The organism is Actinomadura viridis, assembly GCF_015751755.1.
In the GTDB taxonomy this organism is placed as follows: Bacteria; Actinomycetota; Actinomycetes; order Streptosporangiales; family Streptosporangiaceae; genus Spirillospora; species Spirillospora viridis.
In genome coordinates, this window is the sequence record NZ_JADOUA010000001.1 from 20,234 (window position 1) to 37,639 (window position 17,406).

Consider the following 17,406-nt stretch of genomic DNA (forward strand, 5'->3'; position numbering starts at 1 on the left):
TGCCGCTCAGGACGGGCGGGGACGGGCCCCCGCTGTTCTGTATCCACTCAGGGGGCGGCCTCAGCTGGAGTTACGCGGCGCTCGCCGAACAACTCTCGCCGGATCGCCCGGTCTACGGCCTGCAGGCGCGCGGCCTCACCGGGGATGAGGAACTGCCGGGCAGCATCCAGGAGATGGCTGCGGACTACCTCGCCCGGATACGCGAGATCCAGCCGGACGGGCCGTATCACCTGCTGGGCTGGTCGTTCGGAGGCCTCGTCGCCCAGGCGGTCGCCGCGCGCATCCAGGCGGAGGGTGGCCAGGTCGAGCTGCTGGCGATCATTGATGGTTACCCCGATCGCCGGATGCCCGACCTCGACCCGAGCGAGCAAGGCGAGGCACCGATCCCTGTCCCCGAGGCGGCCGTTCTCGCGCGGCGGCCGGACGAGCCGGGCGAGATCGGTGAGGCGTTGTCGGCCATCAAGAGGGTCGCGGACAACAACATCAGGATCTCCCTCGACTTCGCGCCGGAGAGGTTCCGCGGCGATCTCCTGCTCTTCGTGGCGACGCTCGACCGGCCGGAGGATCTCCCGGTGTCCGAGGCTCCGGAGGCATGGCGGCCGTACGTCGAGGGGGAGATCGACAGCCATCGGCTCCCCACCGATCACCACCACATGCTGGAAGGCGAATCGCTTGCGGAGATCGCCCGCCGGATCTCGGAAAGGATGCGCCAGACCCAGGAGTGATCGAACTCGGCTCGCCGGATCCGGAGCCGGCCCAGGGCTTCGCGGGGGACCTGGTGGCGTCGCTGCGGGCCAAGACTCCGGCGCTGGCCGTCTCGTTGAGTGAACGGGCAGGCGAAGCGGCGGCCTGACACTGGGCGTGCACGCGTAGGTTCTGTTTCAACGTCCCGGCCCACGGCGCTCGCGTGGCGGCTCGCGCCCGCGGCTCGCGCCTGACCGGGCCTGTGCGAGCGCCGTATCGCTTCGCGACCTGCCCGCCGGCGCTCGCCACCGGCAACCTCACAAGACGGTCAACGCGCTCGCGCGGTGGCCGAGGCCACTTCGAACCAGGCCCGAGGTGTGGTGTCCCGGTGATGATCGCCTGCGCCGGGACGATCGGAGTCGAGCCGTGAACCAGCGTGCCGACGGTCGGCGGCAGGGCATGATCAGACGCGGCTCAGTTCAGGGCCAGCGACCTGACCAGGTCGAGCATGGTCGTCCGGCCATGAGGGTGCCTCGGTCATGGCAGACGCCCGGCGCATTGGCGCAGTTCGTCCGGCCTCGGGGCGGTGGGGTGTTTAGGGCGTGGCAGAGGCCGCCGAGCTCATGACGTAGGCCGTCGGGCCCGGCTCAAGTGGCTCTGCACTGGTCCTCCTGGAACGCAGGCCTACGGTCCACAAAAGTTGCGGCCGGACGACTCCGGCCGGATCTGCTGCCGCCTGCCACGCCATCAGCGCTGCTTCCGGCGGTTTCCTGACCTTCTCGGCCGCGCCGCCCCCACCTGCCTGCCTGCGCGCGTCTGATCGAACGCGCCGGCGTGGAAACAGGTTCAGCCCTCAGTGCAGCCGCGGATTCCGTGGCGTCACGAGTGGCGTCCGTGCGTCGGGGGCCCATTAGCTAATCAAGTTTGACTAGCTGGGTGAGCAGCTCTACCGTGGCGGCATGGGTGAAAAGACCATCCCGATTTTTCCCTGCCGGTCCATCGACGACTGCTGGGCGTTCTACGAGGCGCTCGGCTTCGAGCTGACCTTCCGAGAGACACGTCCGTACCCCTTCATCGCGGTGCGCCATGGCGACATCGAGTTGCAGTTCGGCGGCATGAAGGCGCACGACCCGAACACGGGCCTGTTCAGCTGCTACGTCATCACGAGCGACGTCAACGGCCTGTACGAGTCGTTCCGTAGCAACCTCAAGACCTCGCTCGGCCGGATCCCCACACGCGGCCTGCCGCGGATCGGCCGGCTGGGTGACATGTCGTACGGCGTCCGCCAGTTCCTGGTGACCGATCCGGATGGCAACCAGATGCGCATCGGCCAGCCGATCTCCGACTCCTTCGAGCACCGCCCGGCCCCTAAGGACAAGGTCGGCCGGGCCCTTCACACGGCACGGCTGTACGTGAACTCCAAGGAGGACTTCGCCGGCGCCGCGAAGATCCTTGATCGCCTCCTGGCGGACACGGACGGGCTGACGGCCGTACAGCAGGTCGAGGTGCTGACGCTGCGGACCGACGTCGCCTTGCAGCTGAAGGAGACCGAGAAGGCCCGGGAACTGGCGGTTCAGGCCGCGCGGATCGAACTGACCACTGGCGAACGCGACGCCCTTCGCGATGAACTGCGACGACTGGAGGATCTGCAGGGGGCCCTCTGAGTTCCTCTACCGGCGTGGAGCCTGGTCCGCGCATCGGGGGCCGCCGAGGCTCTGTCTCAGAGTCCCGGCCCACGGCGCTCGCCTGGCGGCTCGCGTCTCAGCGGGCCTTGGCGAGCGCGGCATCGCTTCGCGATCTGTCCGGTGAGGCTCGCCCCCGGTGTCGCCCCACCTGGCGGTCAACGCGCTCGCGCGGTGGCTGGGGCCACTTCGAGACACGTCCTAGGGCCGCCCGCCGGGCCGCTCTCCCGCTTCCGCATGTGACCGGCCCGCTACCAACCGCCTGAGTCGCAGCGCCCAGCGTTCCCCTGCCCGGTGTGTCCGCTGGGCAGGGGACGCGTCGGCCCATTGGGCGTGCTCGTAGGGCTCGTCCTGGCCCGCGAGCGCCAGGAATATCTGCGGTGGCGCAACGCAAACGCCCGCTATGCCGACGCGCTGGTCGCCCAACGCCGCGAACGCGTCCGCAGCAGCGAACGCCGGTAGCGCTGGGGCCGTCCCTGCCTGAGGGCCGCCTGGGCAGAACAGGGAAACGTCTTGATCAGCGGCCTGGAACGCGCGGTGGTCAGCGACGCCAAACGGTTTGCTCGGACTACCAGAGGCCGTTAGCCTCGCGACAGCGTCGAGGGACGCCTGATCGCTGAGTGGCGAGGGAGGTTGATGAATATGGCTGCCAACAGCCGTCATCAGCATGTCCTTGTCCGGTCCGCGCGAGCCTAGAGCGCGGTCCGGGTCGTTACCAACGACCAGGAGACTCAGGTGTCTTCCTTCTTCTCAGTCACCGATACCGATCTGACCACCGACCGCCTCATCCTGCGGTCGTGGACCTCCGGCGACGCCACCGCCGTACTGGACGGTGCCCGACCGGCGCACTGGGCCCAGGACTTCCCCGCCGAGGGCGACCACGTCATCGCCGGCCTGTTCGCCGAGCATCCCGCATGGCTGGGCGAGTACGGCCACCGTCAGATCATCGAGCGCGACGGCGGCCTGGTGGTCGGGTCGATCGGCCTGTTCTGGCCGCCCGATGACGGCGCCCTGGAAATCGGGTACGGCATCGTGGCCTCCCGGCGAGGCCGCGGCTACGCTCCCGAAGCCACGCGCGCACTGGCCGAGTTCGCCTTCACCGCACCAGGCGTCCACACGATCTACGCCAACGTGGAACTGTCCAATCCCCCCTCGGTCCGGGTCTTGGAGAAGGCCGGCTTCGAGCGATCGCACACCGACACCGAGCAGAACACCGCCCGGTTCGTTCTGAAGGCGACGGCACCGGTCCATCAGTAACCACTCCAGGGGGTCGGTGGCGGGATCCCGTCACCGACCCCCACCCCCGGCGAACCCCAGCGACTCGGCCTCCTACCGGGCTGCATCACACGCTGTCTGGCCTCGGTAAACGTTCGTGGCCAGCGCACTAGATACGGGCGACGAGTGCATAACGTTCGTCGCTTACCGGGCCACCCCACAGATCGGAGTCATCGCTGAGCGGCTCTACCCGAAGGTCGGTGACGAGTGTTCGCACAGCAGAGACGAGGTCGGCGGCGCAGATGCCGCCGCTCCACGGCAGAGTTTCGCCCTCCACGGCATAGGGCGGTCCACTCTCACTCCAACGTCCTTCGACCATCACCAACCGGCCGTGCGGGCGAAGTCGTGCAACCCATTCGCGCAGTGCCGCATGCGGACCAGGCAGAGTCCACACCAAGTGCCGGCACAGCAGCATGTCGAACCGTTCGCCGCCTGTGGGCGGGACCGCGGCATCGCCGATCAGGAAACGGCCGGCGAGCCCGGCGGCCGCCATCTTGGCGCGCGCCTGCTCGATCATCTGTGGCGCGAGGTCCACGCCGGTCACCCGATGCCCGGCCGCAGCCAGCAGCACGGACAGCGAGCCCGTGCCACAACCGACGTCCAGCACATCCGCCGGATCGGACGGCGCCCATGCTCGAAGCAAGCGATCCCAGGCGGCACGCGTGTGCTCGGCTCGCAAGCCGTGATCGGGCTCGTCATCGAATGCGCGGGCCGCGGCATCCCAGTAGCCGGCGATCGCGGAAGTGAGGTCGGTCATGGCCACGACCATCTCAACAGCGACCGACAACGCCACGCCTGCTCATCACCCGGGTGGTCCGGAAAGCCGAAGGAGCGTGGGAAGCGCTGCGGAGCTGCGGCGTGGTTCGTTGTGGTTCGGCGGCGTGGGGCGTGCATGCTCGGGTGCTCGGGTGCTCGGGTGCTCGGGTGCTCGGGTGCTCAGGTGCTCAGGTGGGTAGCGGGTCTTCGGCGTGACACCGTGCGGTAGCGGTGGTGTCGCGCCGAGCGGCAGGGCCCTGCCCGGCACCGGCGCTCCGCCCCCGCGGTGGTGCTTCGCCTAGACGGCAGGGCTGTGATCAGCGGCGGTACGCCGCCCTAGGCTGTGTCTCAAAGTCCCGGCCCACGGCGCTCGCCTGGCGGCTCGCGCCTCACCGGGCCTTGGCGAGCGCGGCATCGCTTCGCGAACTGCCCGCCGGCGCTCGCCTCCCGCATCGCCCCACCGGGCAGCCAGCGCACTCGCGCGGTGGCTGAGGCCACTGCGAGACACGCTCTAGTAGTGGCGCTTCGCTTTACGGCAGGGCTGTGCTGAGGGGCGGTACTCCGATCCTTGCGGTGGCGCTCCGTGCCAGGGAGCGCCACCTGCTTCGCCGCTCTCCGGAGACGGCGGCGGCGCGCTGATCAAGGGGTGCCGCGGTGGAGCCAGGAGAGCAGGTCGGGTGGGGCCAGGTCCGCTGCGCGCTCGTGGTAGCGGAGGTGTTCCCCGTCCGTGAGGAGTTCGCGGCCCGCACCAGACCTTCCCTGGCGGAAGAAGGTCCGGCTGTCCTTGAGAGCACTCGCCGTTCTGGGGACCAGGAGGTCGGCCTGGGAACGCATCGAACCGAACGTGGCGGCACGGACGAGTTCCGGCCAGAGCCGGTCGGCCACGGTGATCCCCAGCAGCGCGGCCAGGCGGCGCATCTCCCGTTCGAGATCCGTCGAGAGGTCGTCGTAGTGGACGAGCGCCACGTTGGGTTCGTGCCTGCGCGTCCACGCGTCGGAAAGGTGCCAGAACAGCCTGTTCAACGAGTCCGGTTGCCAGTCGTTCCTGCCGATCCAGGCGAGCAGCCACTCCCGTAGCGGCGGAATGATCCCGTTCCCCACCTGGGAAACGGCGGTCGCGGACTCCTCCTGGTCGACGCCGTCGAGCCAGTGGTAACGGGAGACGGCCACGTCGAGCGGGTGGCGGGCCACGACCACATAGGTCACGCCGGGGTCCAGCGGGATCCCGTCCAGCGGGGTGTGGGTCTTGATGAAGCGGCGATGCCGCTGGGCGTCCAGCAGCGCGTAGACCTCGTCGGCGGGCGTCACCAGGTGGTCCAGCCACGGAGAAAGCTCCGCCAGCGGCGCCGGCGGCTCGGGTGTCTGGAAGACCAGCAGCGCGCAGATCATCTGCGTCCAGGTGGTGCCGCTCTTGTGGCCCGTGCTGATCACGATGTCGCCCGGGCGGAACTCGAAGTCGTGCCACCTGGTGCTGTCTTCTTCCGGGGTGCGGTACACCTGCGCGGGGCGGTGGATCATGCCGGGAGCACTTCGATCAGGCTGAGGGCGTACGGAAGCTCGACCACGCGGCTGGGGCGCAGGTCGGCCCGGCCCAGGAGGGCGAAGTACTCCTGCTTGCCGCGTTCACGGGCGCCGTCGTACAGCGCCAGCATGCGCATGTCCAACTCCTTGCCCAGGTGCGGCCGGTCGTCTTCGGGCAGGAGGATGTCGAGCAGCAGCGCCCGGCCGTGCGCCGGCATGGTAGCCCGCATGTTCCGCAGGATGAGCAGGGCGTCGTCGTCGTCCCAGTTGTGGACGATGTTGGACAGCACGTAGGCGTCGGCCACGGGCACTGAGGAGAAGAAGTCTCCCGCGACCAGTTCGCAGCGGTCGGCGACGCCCTGCGCGCGGAGGAACTCGCCGGCTCCGGCGATGACCGGTTCCAGCTCGAACAGGATGCTCCGCATGCCCGGGTTGGCCTTCAGGATGGCCGCCAGGACGGTGCCGACACCCCCGCCCAGATCCGCGATCGTGCCGATCCCGGAGAAGTCGTAGCGGGCGACGAACGCCTCGGCGATGGAGCGGGACCGGGTCGACATGTGGGCGTCGAAGTGGTGCCTCGCCTCCGGATGGCGTTCGAGGTAGCCGTACATGGAGCCGAATCGTGCGGCGAAGGGGGACTTGCCGTTGCGCACCGCGTCGGCCAGCGACCCCATCGCCTCCAGGAAGTCCGGCGCCCCCTGGGGGATGACGACGGAGCGCATCGAGCGCTGGACGTCCCCGCGCAGCGTTTCCCCCGCCGGGGTCAGGGCGTACGCGGCGGGGCCCTCCCCGGCCGGGACGCTCCGCACCACGCCGAGGGCGGCGGCCGTGCGCAGCAGCCGGGACAGCGCGACACGGTCGGCGCCGCAGCGTCCGGCCAGGGCCTCGACGGTCAGCGGCCCGTCCCGTAACCAGCCCGCGAGGTCGAGCTCGACGAAGGCGTACAGCGCGGAGAACCGCCACTGCCCGCGGAGCACCTCCCAGATGATCGCGCGCGGGTCGTCGCCGTCGACGACGTCCTTGCCACGGGCCGGGGTTTCCGTTGCGGGGGCCGTCTCGCCCATTTCCGCCTCCTGCCGTAATCGCTTCATAACGATGTTGGTGGTCCGGGGATAAGCATACGAGAAACCGCCGGAGAAGGGCTCGCTGGAGTGTCGGGCATTTCTTGGATCGTTTCTTGATATGTATTCTCGGGGGTTGTGCTGCCGAGGGGGGGCGACCTTGGGTTTCACTGGAGGTGAGCAGCGTGGTGCCATCCGTCGGAGAGGCGTCGCCGTCGGCGTTACCACTGGTCGGCGCCATGATCGGAGGGGCGATCCACTGATGCTCTTCGCGAGGTTGGAGGTATTTCCCAACCGGAACCGCGCTGTGGCGTATTTCGTAGATCGTGTTTATGGCGCTCGCGGCGATCGATCGTGTCGCGCCCGGAGGCGGGAGGGACGTGAAGGAGGTGGGAGAGGGCGGAGAATAAGGTGGCCTGATTCGGGTGGCGACTGCCGGGGAGGGGCCGGGTGCGTACCGGGCTTCATGTGTCAGAACGAGAAGCGGCGGCCCGTTTTCAGGGGTGCGGACGGGCGGTCGTCTCGGCCCGGATCCGGCCATTTCCGTTCGCCGGGATGGAGCGGGTGGGAGGCACGCGCTGCCCGCCCTCGGCGGGAACGTCGAGTGCCTGGAAGGTCACCGTGACCTCCAGGCCGCCTTCCGGGCGAGGCCGCGTTTCGACGACGGCGTCGTGGGCGTCGGCGATGGCCCGCACGATGGACAGCCCGAGTCCCAGGCCCTCCCCGCGGCTGGTGCGCTCCGCGCCGAGCCGGTCGAACGGCTGGAAGAGACGCTCGACCGCGTCCGCCGGCACGACCGGGCCGGTGTTGACCACCGAGAGGACGGCCGACCCCCGCAGGGTCGCGGTGGTGACCTCGATCCGGCCGCCGGTCACGTTGTAGCGCATCGCGTTCTCCACCAGGTTGACGATCAGGCGCTCGGCCAGGCGCGGATCGCCGGTCGTTCTCGCGGGGGAGAGCGCCGGATGGAAGCCCACGTTCCGGTGGGCGGCCTCCTCGCGCCGCGCGGTCAGGACCTCCTCGGCCAGGCGTGCCAGGTCTAACGGCTCCCGCCAGTTGAGCCCGGCCTGCCCGCGGGCGAGGGTGAGGAGCGCCGCGATGAGCCGTTCCTGCTGCGCGCCCGCGGCGAGCACCCGTTCGTGGGCCGCGCGGAGGGTCTCCACGGTGGCGTCGGGGTCGGCCAGGGCGACCTGGGCGACGGTGCGCTGCCGGGCCAGCGGAGTGCGCAGCTCGTGCGAGGCGTTGGCGATGAACTGCCGCTGAGCCTGGAACGAGCCCTCCAGCCTGGCCAGCAGCTGGTCGAAGGTGTCCCCCAGTTCCTTGAGCTCGTCGTGGGGGCCGTCGAGGGCGAGCCGCTCGTGCAGGTTGGTCGCGGAGATGTCACGGGCCGCCGCGGTGATCGTCCGGAGCCGGTGCAGGATGCGCCCGGCGACGATCCAGCCGAGCCCGATGGAGATCACCGTCATGATCCCGAGCGCGATCCCCGACTGGGTGAGGAGCTGCCTCAGCTGCTCGGCGCGCTGCTGCCGGGCCAGCAGCTCGGCCTGCCTGGCCTCCGCCTCCGCCTGGGCGCCGTCCACGTCCCGGACCCCCGTCGTGTTGCCCTCGCCCTGGCTCGACTGCCCTGAGGGGGCGGGGCCGTTCTCCCGGGGGGAGCCGACGACCGTGCCGATGTTGCCGTCCTTGCCCTGGTAGGTGAACGCGCCGTCGGTCGCCCGGCTCACCAGGACGTAGGTGATGCCGAGCAGCCCGGCCCCGCAGATGAGGAACAGGCCCGCGTAGAGCAGGGTGAGCCGGAGCCGTACGGTGCGACGGGGCGGGCGGAGCCGCGTGACGCGGTCGGAGAGCCGGCGGAACGGGCGCATGGGGTCCTCAGATCCGGTAGCCGGACTTGGCGACGGTCTCGATGACCGGTGGGTCGCCGAGTTTGGCGCGCAGCCGGCTGATGGTGACCTTGACCGTCTTGGTGAAGGGGTCGGCGGCCTCGTCCCAGACGCGGTCCAGGAGCTCCTCGGCGGAGACGGTGCGGCCCTTGGAGGCGAGGAGCAGTTCCAGGACGCCGAACTCCTTGGGCGCGAGTTCGAGCGGCCTGTCCCCCCGGTGCGCGCGGCGCCGTGCCGTGTCGACCACGATGTCGTCGTGCCGGAGCACCGGCGGGACGGCCGGGTGGGCGCGGCGGGCCAGGGCGCCGATGCGTGCGGTGAGCACCGGGAAGTCGAACGGTTTGGGCAGGTAGTCGTCGGCGCCGATGCCGAGGCCGTCGACCAGGTCCTCGGTCGTCGCGGCGGCGGTCAGCATGAGCACCCGGCTGCGGCAGTGGGCGGCGATGAGCCGGGCGCAGACCTCGTCGCCGTGCAGGCCGGGCAGGTCCCGGTCGAGGACGATCACGTCGTAGCCGTTGACCATGGCGCGTTCAAGCCCGGACAGGCCGTCGAACGCGACGTCGACGGCCATGCGCGCCCGGCGGAGGCCGGTGGCGACCGCGTCGGCCAGTTCCTCGTCGTCTTCGATCACAAGAACCCGCACTGCCACTCCTCCTGGTCGCGGATCGATCGGGAGCCTCCGTCTGAGCAACCTGAGCGGTTGGACGGTGTGAGCCAGGGCACACGACGCCTTCCATGATGCCCCAGGGGCGGTTTCGGCGCGGTTTCACTCCGGCCGGCGCGACGGTCCCGCCGGATCGGCCTTCAGGGCGATCGGCAGGCTGCTCATCCCCGACAGGAAGTTCGAGTAGATCCGCCGTCCGGGCCCGGTGAGCTCGATGTCGCCGGCGAAGGTCCGCAGCCCGTCCAGCATCGCGTTGATCTCGACGCGTCCCAGGTACGCCCCCAGGCAGAAGTGCCTGCCGTAGCCGAGGGAGAGGTGCTTGTTGGGAGAGCGGGCGAGGTCGAAGCGGTCAGGGTCGGGGAAGGCGGCCTCGTCGCGGTTGGCGGCGGTGAACCACAGCGTGACCAGGTCCCCGGCCGCGATGACGCGTTCGCCCACCTTCACGTCCGCCGTGGCGGTCCTGCCGAAGTGCATGGTCGGCGTGGTCCAGCGCAGGACTTCCTCCCCCGCGCTCTCCACGGTCACGTCGCCGTTCTTGAGGGCGAGCCACTGCGCGGGGTTCTCGACCAGGGCGCGGACCGCGCCGATCATCGAGAGCCTGCTGGTCTCGTCGCCCCCCATGATCAGGCTGTAGCAGTTGAGGATGATGTCCTCCTCGCTGAGGCGTTCACCCTGCACCTCGGCGTTGGCCATGAGGCTGATCGGATCGGTGCCCGGCCTCTTGCGACGCTCCTTCAGCAGGTCGCTGAAGTAGAGGAGGATCTCGCCGCGCGCCATGCGGTCCATGTCCGCGCCGGGCGACTCGTAGTCCGACGCGAGGGCCGACTTGGTGAGCTTCAGGACCTCCTGCCGGTCCGCGACGGGGACGGCGAGCAGGTCGCAGATCGTCTCCAGGGGGATGACCGACGCGATGTCCTGGGCGAAGTCGCATTCGCCGCGTTCGACGGCCTCGGTCAGCAGGCGGCGGACCGACTGCCTGACCCGGAGCGTCACACCCGCCAGCGCGCGGGGCGCGAACGCCTGTAAAAGGAGGCGGCGCAGTTCGGTATGGCGCGGCCCGTCGGTCACCGCGAGCATGCGCCCGGCGCCGGTGTCACCGCCTTGCAGCATGGTCGCGAGGACGTTTCCCCGTTCCGAGGTGAACGACTTGTCGTCGCGTAGGACCTGCGACACGTCCTGGTAACGGGTGACCACCCAGAAACCGGGGCCGTACTCGCTTTCGGGATGGCGGTGTACGGGGTCCTCGGCGCGAAGCCGCCGCCAGATCTCGGTCATGTCGTGGTCGGCGTAGGTTTTCGGATCCGCGAGGTTCGGGACGGCGATCTCGTGTGAGGGCATGCTGGCGACCATCTTCCTGATGGGCCCCGCCGTACCGAGGCCGCCGGAAGGGCTCGGTCATCCGGAAAAGCTCACGGTGCACGCAATGGGCCTGATCCTAATGTGCGGTGGAGAACGTATCCGACCGCCATCCCGATATCAAGGACGAGGTGCCTGAAATTGGACACCTCGACGTGGCCGTGCTGGACGTTCACTCCTCACCTACTGTGACCCTCTCACGGAGTCAGAAAAGGTGTCGCCCGTACTCCTGGAGTGCCGCCCTGAGGTACGGAGCGGCGCCGATGCCGGCCGGTGATGTTGATACCTCTCCGAAACCACCGGCGCCGTAGAACGGTCTCCAGCACGTGATTCTCGTCGAGAGAAGCCGCAGGAAGCCGAGAGAAGGAGCATGACGTGGAGATGAGCACGGGCCGCGCCGGCGGCCGGGGCAGCGGAGGGCCGGGACGGCGGAGCCGGGTGCGGGCCAGGGCGGGCGTCCTGGTCACCGGCATGGCGGCGGTCGCGCTGCTGGCGGGCGCCTGCGGTGGGTCGGACGGCGACGGCAACGACGTGGCGACCAATCCCACCGCGAGCTCGTCCCCGGCCAAGGGGAACGGAGGGCCGGCGAAGGGTGACCCCAGGACCGCCGCTCTCGCCTACGCGAAGTGCATGCGTGAAAAGGGTGTGCCCCAGTTCCCCGACCCCGACGCCAATGGCGGTATCGCCATCGACGGGAGCAAGGTCCCGCAGGATTCGCCGCAGTTCAAGAACGCCAACGAGGCGTGCAAGGGCCTGCTTCCCGCGCCGCCGCCCGGTGGCGGCGGAGTGCCCGAGGACCGGGCCGAGGCGCTGAAGTACTCCAAGTGCATGCGCGAGAACGGCGTGCCCAAGTTCCCCGACCCCAACCCGGGCGGCGGCCTCGGGATCGACGCCGAGAAGCTCGGTGTGGACCCGAACGGGCCGGTGTACAAGGAGGCGGACAAGAAATGCCAGAAGCACCTCGGCGGCCAGCCGGTCACGCAGGGCGGGGGACCGGGCGCGCCGCAGGGTGGCTGACGGGCTCCGCGTCCCTGTCGAACTGAGCGATCTGCGCGGTTGGACGGCGCGAGCCGGCGTGCGACCGCTCGAATCCGCTTCCGCGAACCCTTTTCAACCTGGCCGCAACGCCCTCCCGGACGTCGCGCGCATCGGTTCGTCGCATATGAGCCGAGAATCCAGGTTGAAAGGGGTTCGCTTAATGATGGTCGATATGCCGGGCGATACCGTCCCGAAACCGCCGCTCACGTAGAACCGACGTGCAGGTGCCATCCAGTACGCAGAGATGGAGAAATGAATGAAAGGCGCCGGAGAGATCTGTCGGCACGATAGGCCGGGCCGCCCCGCCGTGAACGCCGCGACGGCCCGCCGGGACGGTGATGAGTCGTGAACGCCGCGCCAGCGTCATTGCAGACCGAACCCGAGGACCGGGCCGGCGGCGCCCCGGGGGCGAAGCGCCGCCGCCCCCGGCGCCGGACGGTCGTGGTCATCGTCGCCGTCGTCGCCGGGGCGGGCGTCGCCTTCGCGGTCGTCAACCCGTTCGGCGGCGACTCCAAGGCCAAGGACACCGCCAACGGCGCCCCGACCGGGCTGGCGACGGTCACCCAGGGGCGCCTGTCGGCGCGGACCTCGGTCAGCGGCACGCTGACCTACCTGGGCGCCTACCGGGCGATCAACCAGGCCGGCGGCACGTTCACCAGGCTGCCCCGGGCCAACCGGGTGTACCGCCAGGGGCAGGTGATCTACCGGGTCGACGGCAAGCCGGTGATCCTGCTGAAGGGGTCCACGCCGCTCTACCGCGACCTGAAGCAGGGGATGAGGGGCGCGGACGTGAAGCAGCTCAACGCGGCCCTCGTCGCCCTGGGCTATGCCGGGTCGGAGCTCAACCCCAGGTCCGGTTACTTCGGCTGGGCCACCGCCGACGCCCTGGAGGAGCTCCAGGACGACGTCGGCATGGAAGAGGACGGCGAGCTGGACAAGGGCCAGGCGGTGATCCTGCCGGACGACCGGATCAGGGTCACCAAGGTCACGCCCGTGACCGGCGCCGCCGCGTCCGCCGGCACCGAGGTCTTCCAGGCCAGCTCCACCGACCGGCAGGTCACCGTGGCGGTCGACGCGACCTCGCGCTCCCAGGTCAAGGTCGGCGACAAGGTGACGATCACGTTGCCCGACCTGAAGACCACGCCGGGCACCGTGGAATCGGTGGGCACCGTCGTCAAGAAGAACTCCAGCGGCGGGGCCACCATCAACGTCAGGATCAGGCCGACCGACCCCAAGGCCACGGGGAACCTGGACCAGGCCCCGGTGTCGGTGTCGATCGTCACCGAGAGCGTGGCCGACGCCCTGTCGGTCCCGGTGAACGCTCTGCTCGCCCTGCTCGGCGGCGGGTACGGCGTCGAGGTCGTCGACCCGGGCGGCACCCGCCGCCTGGTCCCGGTGACGCTGGGGCTGTTCGACAACACGGCGGGGACGGTCCAGGTCACCGGCAAGGGGCTGGCGGCGGGCCAGCGCGTGGTGGTGCCGGCGTCATGACCGGCGCACACGCCGCGCACGCGGTGACGGACACGGCGGGCGTCCCGTCCGGGGGCCCGCCGCCCGGCGAGTCGCCGGTCCTCCAGCTCGACGCCGTGAGCAAGCTCTACCCCGGCGCGTCACCCGTCGTTGCGCTGGCCGGAGTGAGCTTCACCATCGACCGGGGCGAGCTCGTCGCGATCGTCGGGCCCTCCGGTTCGGGCAAGTCGACGCTGCTGCACGTCATGGGCACCCTGGACCGCCCCACCTCCGGCGTGGTCCGCATCACCGGCGCCGACGTCGCCCAGATGAGCGACCGCGAGCTCGCCTCCCTGCGCGCCACGACCATCGGCTTCGTGTTCCAGCAGTTCTTCCTGGCCAACCACAGCACCGCGCTGGAGAACGTGGCGGACGGGCTGCTGTACGCCGGGGTGAACCGCACCGCCCGCCGGGAGGCCGCGGCCGAGGCGCTGGACCGGGTCGGGCTCTCCCACCGCGCGCAGTTCCTGCCGTCCAAGCTGTCGGGCGGCGAGCGGCAGCGGGTGGCCATCGCCCGCGCCCTCGTCGGCCGCCCGGCCCTCGTCCTGGCCGACGAGCCCACCGGCAACCTCGACAGCGCCACCGCCGCCTCCATCTACGGGCTCCTCCGGGACCTCAACGCCGAGGGCGCCACCATCGTCGTCATCACCCACGACCGCGAACTCGCCGCTCGCCTGCCCCGCCGCATCGAGGTGCTCGACGGCCACATCGTCACCGACGTCGGCCAGGGCGAACTCGCCGCAGGAGCCGCCCCCGCGGGCACGTCCGCGCTCCGCTCCGAGCCCACCGAAAGGCGGCGTCCATGACGACCATCGCTCCCCGCCGGCTGCAGCCCTCCGACCTGACGCGGATCGCCGCCGTGGGGCTGCGCACGCGGCGGATGCGCGCCGCCCTGTCCGCGCTGGGCATCGCCATCGGAGTGGCCTCCATCGTGGCCGTGCTCGGCCTGTCCGCCTCGTCCCAGGCCGGGCTCCTGGCCGAGATCGACCGGCTCGGCACCAACATGCTGACCGTGACCACCGGTCAGGACATCACCGGCAAGAAGGTGCCGCTCCCCAAGACGGCCCCAGGAATGATCTCCCGGATCGGCCCGGTGCAGCAGGTCCAGTCCACCGGCAGCACCAAGGCCAAGGCGTACCGGTCCCCGCTGGTCCCGGCCGTCAACACCAACTCGCTCAGCGTCCAGGCCGCCGGCCTGGGGCTCCCCGAAGCACTCCGCACATCGGTCACCCGGGGCCGCTACCTCAACGCGGCCACCGCCACGCAGCCGGTGGCCGTCCTCGGCGCGAGCGCCGCCCGGCGCCTCGGCTTCGACCGGGTCTACCCCGGCCAGCGGATCTGGGTCGGCGACCAGTGGTTCTCCGTCGCGGGCATCCTCGGCCCCGCCACGCTGGCCCCCGAGATCGACACCTCCGTGCTCGTCGGGTTCCCGGCGGCCGAGAAGTACCTCGGGTTCGACGGCCATCCGACCACCATCTACGTACGCTCCCAGACCGAACGGGTCGACGACGTCCACGCGGTGCTGGCGGCGACCGCCAACCCGCAGAACCCCAGCCAGGCGTCCGTCAGCAACCCCTCCGAGACGCTGGTCGCCCGGGCCGCCGCCGAGTCCGCCCTCAACGGGCTGTTCCTGGGCCTGGGCGCGGTCGCCCTGCTGGTCGGCGGGGTCGGAGTCGCCAACACCATGATCATTTCGGTGCTGGAACGCCGCTCCGAGATCGGGCTGCGCCGTGCCCTCGGCGCCACCAAGGGGCACATCCGCGTCCAGTTCCTGTCCGAGGCGGTCCTGCTCGCCGGGCTGGGCGGCGCGGTCGGGGTCGGCTGCGGGGTACTGGCCACCGTCGTCTACGCCACCGCGAAGGACTGGGCCGTCGTGGTCCCGCCCTCGGCCTGGGCGGGGGGAGTCGCCGCGGCCGTGGCCATCGGCGCCATCGCCGGTCTCCTCCCGGCCCTGCGCGCGGCCAGGATGCAACCCACCGAGGCCCTACGCACCGTCTGACCCGATTCCCGGCCCCTCACCCCCGACCGTCTCCAGATCCGCCATCACAGGAACACGCGGCACCCGGACGGGTGGGGCTCGAACCGGCGGGCCCGGCACCACGCCGGGTCCGCCTCGGCGACCGAGCAGAGGAAGGGCTCATGCCCCTCAGATCCATCAACGGCATCGCACTGAGCTACGACGAGCACGGCACGGGCGAGCCCGTCGTCCTGGTCGCCGGCACCGGCGCACCGGGCCGGTTCTGGCGGACCCACCAGGTTCCCGCGCTGACCAGGGCCGGTTTCCGCGCGATCACCATCGACAACAGGGGAGTGCCGCCCAGCGACGTGTGCGAGGAGGGTTTCACCCTCGACGACATGGTCGGCGACACCGTGGGCCTGATCGAGGCCCTCGGCATCGGCCCCTGCCGCATCGTGGGCTTCTCCATGGGCGCGATCGTCGTCCAGGAGGTCATGGTCGCCCGTCCCGACCTGATCAGGCAGGCCGTCCTGATGGCGACACGGGGCAGGACCGATCCCCTGAGCGCCGCCGCCTCACAGGCCGAACTGGACCGGCTCGACGGCGGCGTCAAGCTTCCACCCCGGTACGAGGCGGTCGTCAGTGTCATGAAGGGCTTCTCCCGCCGCACCCTCAACGACGAGCAGACCGTCCGCGACTGGCTGGACGTCTTCGAGATGTCCCCGATCAGCTCCTCGGTGAGCCGTTCGCAGCTGGCGGTCGACCTGATCCCGAACCGGCTGGACGCCTACCGTGAGGTCCCGGTCGACTGCCTCGTGCTGGGCTTCGAGGACGACCTGATGACGCCACCGCACCTGTGCCGGGAGGTGGCCGCCCATTTCCCGCGCGGCACGTACCAGGAGATCGCCGGATGCGGGCACTACGGCCAGCTGGAGGAGCCCGCCGCGGTCAACGCCGCCATCATCGGCTTCTTCCAGAAGGGCCGCGGCTGAGACCGGATCCGGACATCCGGCCGTACGGGAGGGCGACCGCGAGGTTCGATCGACGAACGGCCGTCCGGCCTTCCCGTCGCTGCCGCCAAGGATTGTGATGACACTCGCGATCGAGCCCGTTGACCCCGCCGGCCTGCCCGAATCGTCACCGGCCTACGCGCACGGAGCGCTGGTCCACGGTGCACACCGGACGCTGTACATCAGCGGCCAGCCACCGTGGACCACCAAGGGCGACATTCCGGCGGACTTCCCTGGCCAGTGCCGCCTCTCCTGGGCCAACGTGACCTCGGTCCTGACCGAGGCCGGCATGACCGTCCGCGACCTCGCCAAGGTCACCATCTACCTGGCCGATCGGCGCCACCGCGAGGACAACTCGCGGATCCGCCACGAGGTGCTCGGCGACCACCGACCCGCGATCACGATCATCATCACCGGCATCTACGACGAGGACTGGCTCCTGGAGATCGAGGCCATCGCCGTCACGCCCGCCCCGGAGCCCGCCTCGGAGGACTGATCCCGACACCGGGAGCCCGTCCGCGCCCTCCTCCACGGACCCGGCTCAGGATTCCCGGCGCATGACGAAGCCCGCGTGATGGAGCGTGTCGGCGTCGACGAAGGTCCCGTCGGCCGTGAACCCCGTGTCGTCGGAATAGTCGATGCGGTTGCCCGAGACGGTGTAGTTCCCCGTGTAGGCCCGTTCGCGACCGCCGCGCTCCTCCTCGTACCGTCCGTTGGGCAGCAGTTCCTGGCGGATGAAACCGTCGTCCGTCACCCACATGCCGACATAGGGGTGTGGGGTCGATGCCTCGGGTGCCTGACGCCCGGGGACCGCGCCCGACTCGTGATCCTCACCGCATCCCGCGGACGTCAAAGCCGGGCTCGCGATGTCCCGCACCGTCGCCACCCGGGTCGAACCGCCGCCTCGTCCAGGGACTTGTTCGCCCACTGTGCACCCGTGAGTTGTGCACTGTCGTGCTTGTTGGCCTATCGATGCCATTACGACAACAACAGAAACAGGCTGTGCCTCC

Annotated in this window: 16 protein-coding genes and 1 pseudogene; 10 read left to right on the plus strand and 7 right to left on the minus strand. The window is 70.3% G+C overall.

The window, feature by feature from the left end; all coding sequences use genetic code 11:
* Nucleotides 1–38: 38 nt before the first annotated feature.
* From IW256_RS43205 to IW256_RS00020, 4 genes and pseudogenes are all read left to right on the plus strand, one after another.
* Nucleotides 39–725: pseudogene (locus IW256_RS43205) on the plus strand (alpha/beta fold hydrolase); the annotation flags it as partial.
* The gene (locus IW256_RS41960) at nt 722–853 is read left to right on the plus strand and encodes a hypothetical protein (RefSeq protein WP_269217895.1); all 132 of its coding nucleotides are present in this window, start codon (nt 722–724) and stop codon (nt 851–853) included. The pseudogene IW256_RS43205 and the gene IW256_RS41960, both read left to right, overlap by 4 nt.
* A gap of 790 nt (nt 854–1,643) precedes the next feature.
* The gene (locus IW256_RS00015) at nt 1,644–2,348 is read left to right on the plus strand and encodes a hypothetical protein (protein WP_197008961.1); all 705 of its coding nucleotides are present in this window, start codon (nt 1,644–1,646) and stop codon (nt 2,346–2,348) included.
* A gap of 753 nt (nt 2,349–3,101) precedes the next feature.
* Complete coding sequence (locus tag IW256_RS00020; protein ID WP_197008962.1) at nt 3,102–3,623, plus strand: GNAT family N-acetyltransferase; 522 nt, start codon at nt 3,102–3,104, stop codon at nt 3,621–3,623.
* Nucleotides 3,624–3,750: 127 nt separating this feature from the next.
* Here IW256_RS00020 and IW256_RS00025 read toward each other — a convergent pair whose 3' ends face one another.
* From IW256_RS00025 to IW256_RS00050, 6 genes are all read right to left on the minus strand, one after another.
* On the minus strand, nt 3,751–4,434 hold the full coding sequence (locus IW256_RS00025) for a class I SAM-dependent methyltransferase (RefSeq protein ID WP_307828678.1): 684 nt from the start codon (nt 4,432–4,434) through the stop codon (nt 3,751–3,753).
* A 602-nt stretch (nt 4,435–5,036) separates the two neighbouring features.
* The gene (locus IW256_RS00030) at nt 5,037–5,915 is read right to left on the minus strand and encodes a sulfotransferase domain-containing protein (RefSeq protein ID WP_197008963.1); all 879 of its coding nucleotides are present in this window, start codon (nt 5,913–5,915) and stop codon (nt 5,037–5,039) included.
* On the minus strand, nt 5,912–6,982 hold the full coding sequence (locus IW256_RS00035) for a methyltransferase (RefSeq protein WP_197008964.1): 1,071 nt from the start codon (nt 6,980–6,982) through the stop codon (nt 5,912–5,914). The genes IW256_RS00030 and IW256_RS00035 overlap by 4 nt, the downstream gene beginning before the upstream one ends.
* Nucleotides 6,983–7,476: 494 nt before the next feature.
* Nucleotides 7,477–8,844 (minus strand): sensor histidine kinase, encoded by a 1,368-nt coding sequence (locus IW256_RS00040; RefSeq protein WP_197008965.1) that lies wholly within the window; start codon nt 8,842–8,844, stop codon nt 7,477–7,479.
* A 7-nt stretch (nt 8,845–8,851) separates the two neighbouring features.
* Complete coding sequence (locus tag IW256_RS00045) at nt 8,852–9,505, minus strand: response regulator transcription factor (protein ID WP_197008966.1); 654 nt, start codon at nt 9,503–9,505, stop codon at nt 8,852–8,854.
* Nucleotides 9,506–9,628: 123 nt separating this feature from the next.
* Nucleotides 9,629–10,864 carry a cytochrome P450 gene (locus tag IW256_RS00050; protein WP_197008967.1) on the minus strand — a complete coding sequence of 412 codons (1,236 nt, stop codon included), beginning with the start codon at nt 10,862–10,864 and terminating at the stop codon, nt 9,629–9,631.
* 393 nt (nt 10,865–11,257) lie between these two features.
* Between IW256_RS00050 and IW256_RS00055 the strand changes: the two genes are divergently transcribed.
* The 6 genes from IW256_RS00055 (at nt 11,258) to IW256_RS00080 (ending at nt 16,892) form a co-directional block, all read left to right on the plus strand.
* On the plus strand, nt 11,258–11,899 hold the full coding sequence (locus tag IW256_RS00055) for a hypothetical protein (protein WP_197008968.1): 642 nt from the start codon (nt 11,258–11,260) through the stop codon (nt 11,897–11,899).
* 366 nt (nt 11,900–12,265) lie between these two features.
* Nucleotides 12,266–13,411 (plus strand): peptidoglycan-binding protein, encoded by a 1,146-nt coding sequence (locus tag IW256_RS42580; RefSeq protein ID WP_197008969.1) that lies wholly within the window; start codon nt 12,266–12,268, stop codon nt 13,409–13,411.
* Complete coding sequence (locus IW256_RS00065) at nt 13,408–14,235, plus strand: ABC transporter ATP-binding protein (protein ID WP_197008970.1); 828 nt, start codon at nt 13,408–13,410, stop codon at nt 14,233–14,235. The genes IW256_RS42580 and IW256_RS00065 overlap by 4 nt, the downstream gene beginning before the upstream one ends.
* Nucleotides 14,232–15,428 carry an ABC transporter permease gene (locus IW256_RS00070; RefSeq protein ID WP_197008971.1) on the plus strand — a complete coding sequence of 399 codons (1,197 nt, stop codon included), beginning with the start codon at nt 14,232–14,234 and terminating at the stop codon, nt 15,426–15,428. Before IW256_RS00065 ends, IW256_RS00070 begins: the two co-directional genes overlap by 4 nt.
* 140 nt (nt 15,429–15,568) lie before the next feature.
* The gene (locus tag IW256_RS00075) at nt 15,569–16,378 is read left to right on the plus strand and encodes an alpha/beta fold hydrolase (protein WP_197008972.1); all 810 of its coding nucleotides are present in this window, start codon (nt 15,569–15,571) and stop codon (nt 16,376–16,378) included.
* A gap of 97 nt (nt 16,379–16,475) precedes the next feature.
* Nucleotides 16,476–16,892 (plus strand): RidA family protein, encoded by a 417-nt coding sequence (locus tag IW256_RS00080; protein ID WP_231403575.1) that lies wholly within the window; start codon nt 16,476–16,478, stop codon nt 16,890–16,892.
* Nucleotides 16,893–16,937: 45 nt separating this feature from the next.
* Here the strand turns inward: IW256_RS00080 and IW256_RS41965 are convergent, their stop codons facing one another.
* On the minus strand, nt 16,938–17,273 hold the full coding sequence (locus IW256_RS41965) for an Atu4866 domain-containing protein (RefSeq protein WP_307828679.1): 336 nt from the start codon (nt 17,271–17,273) through the stop codon (nt 16,938–16,940).
* Nucleotides 17,274–17,406: the final 133 nt, after the last annotated feature.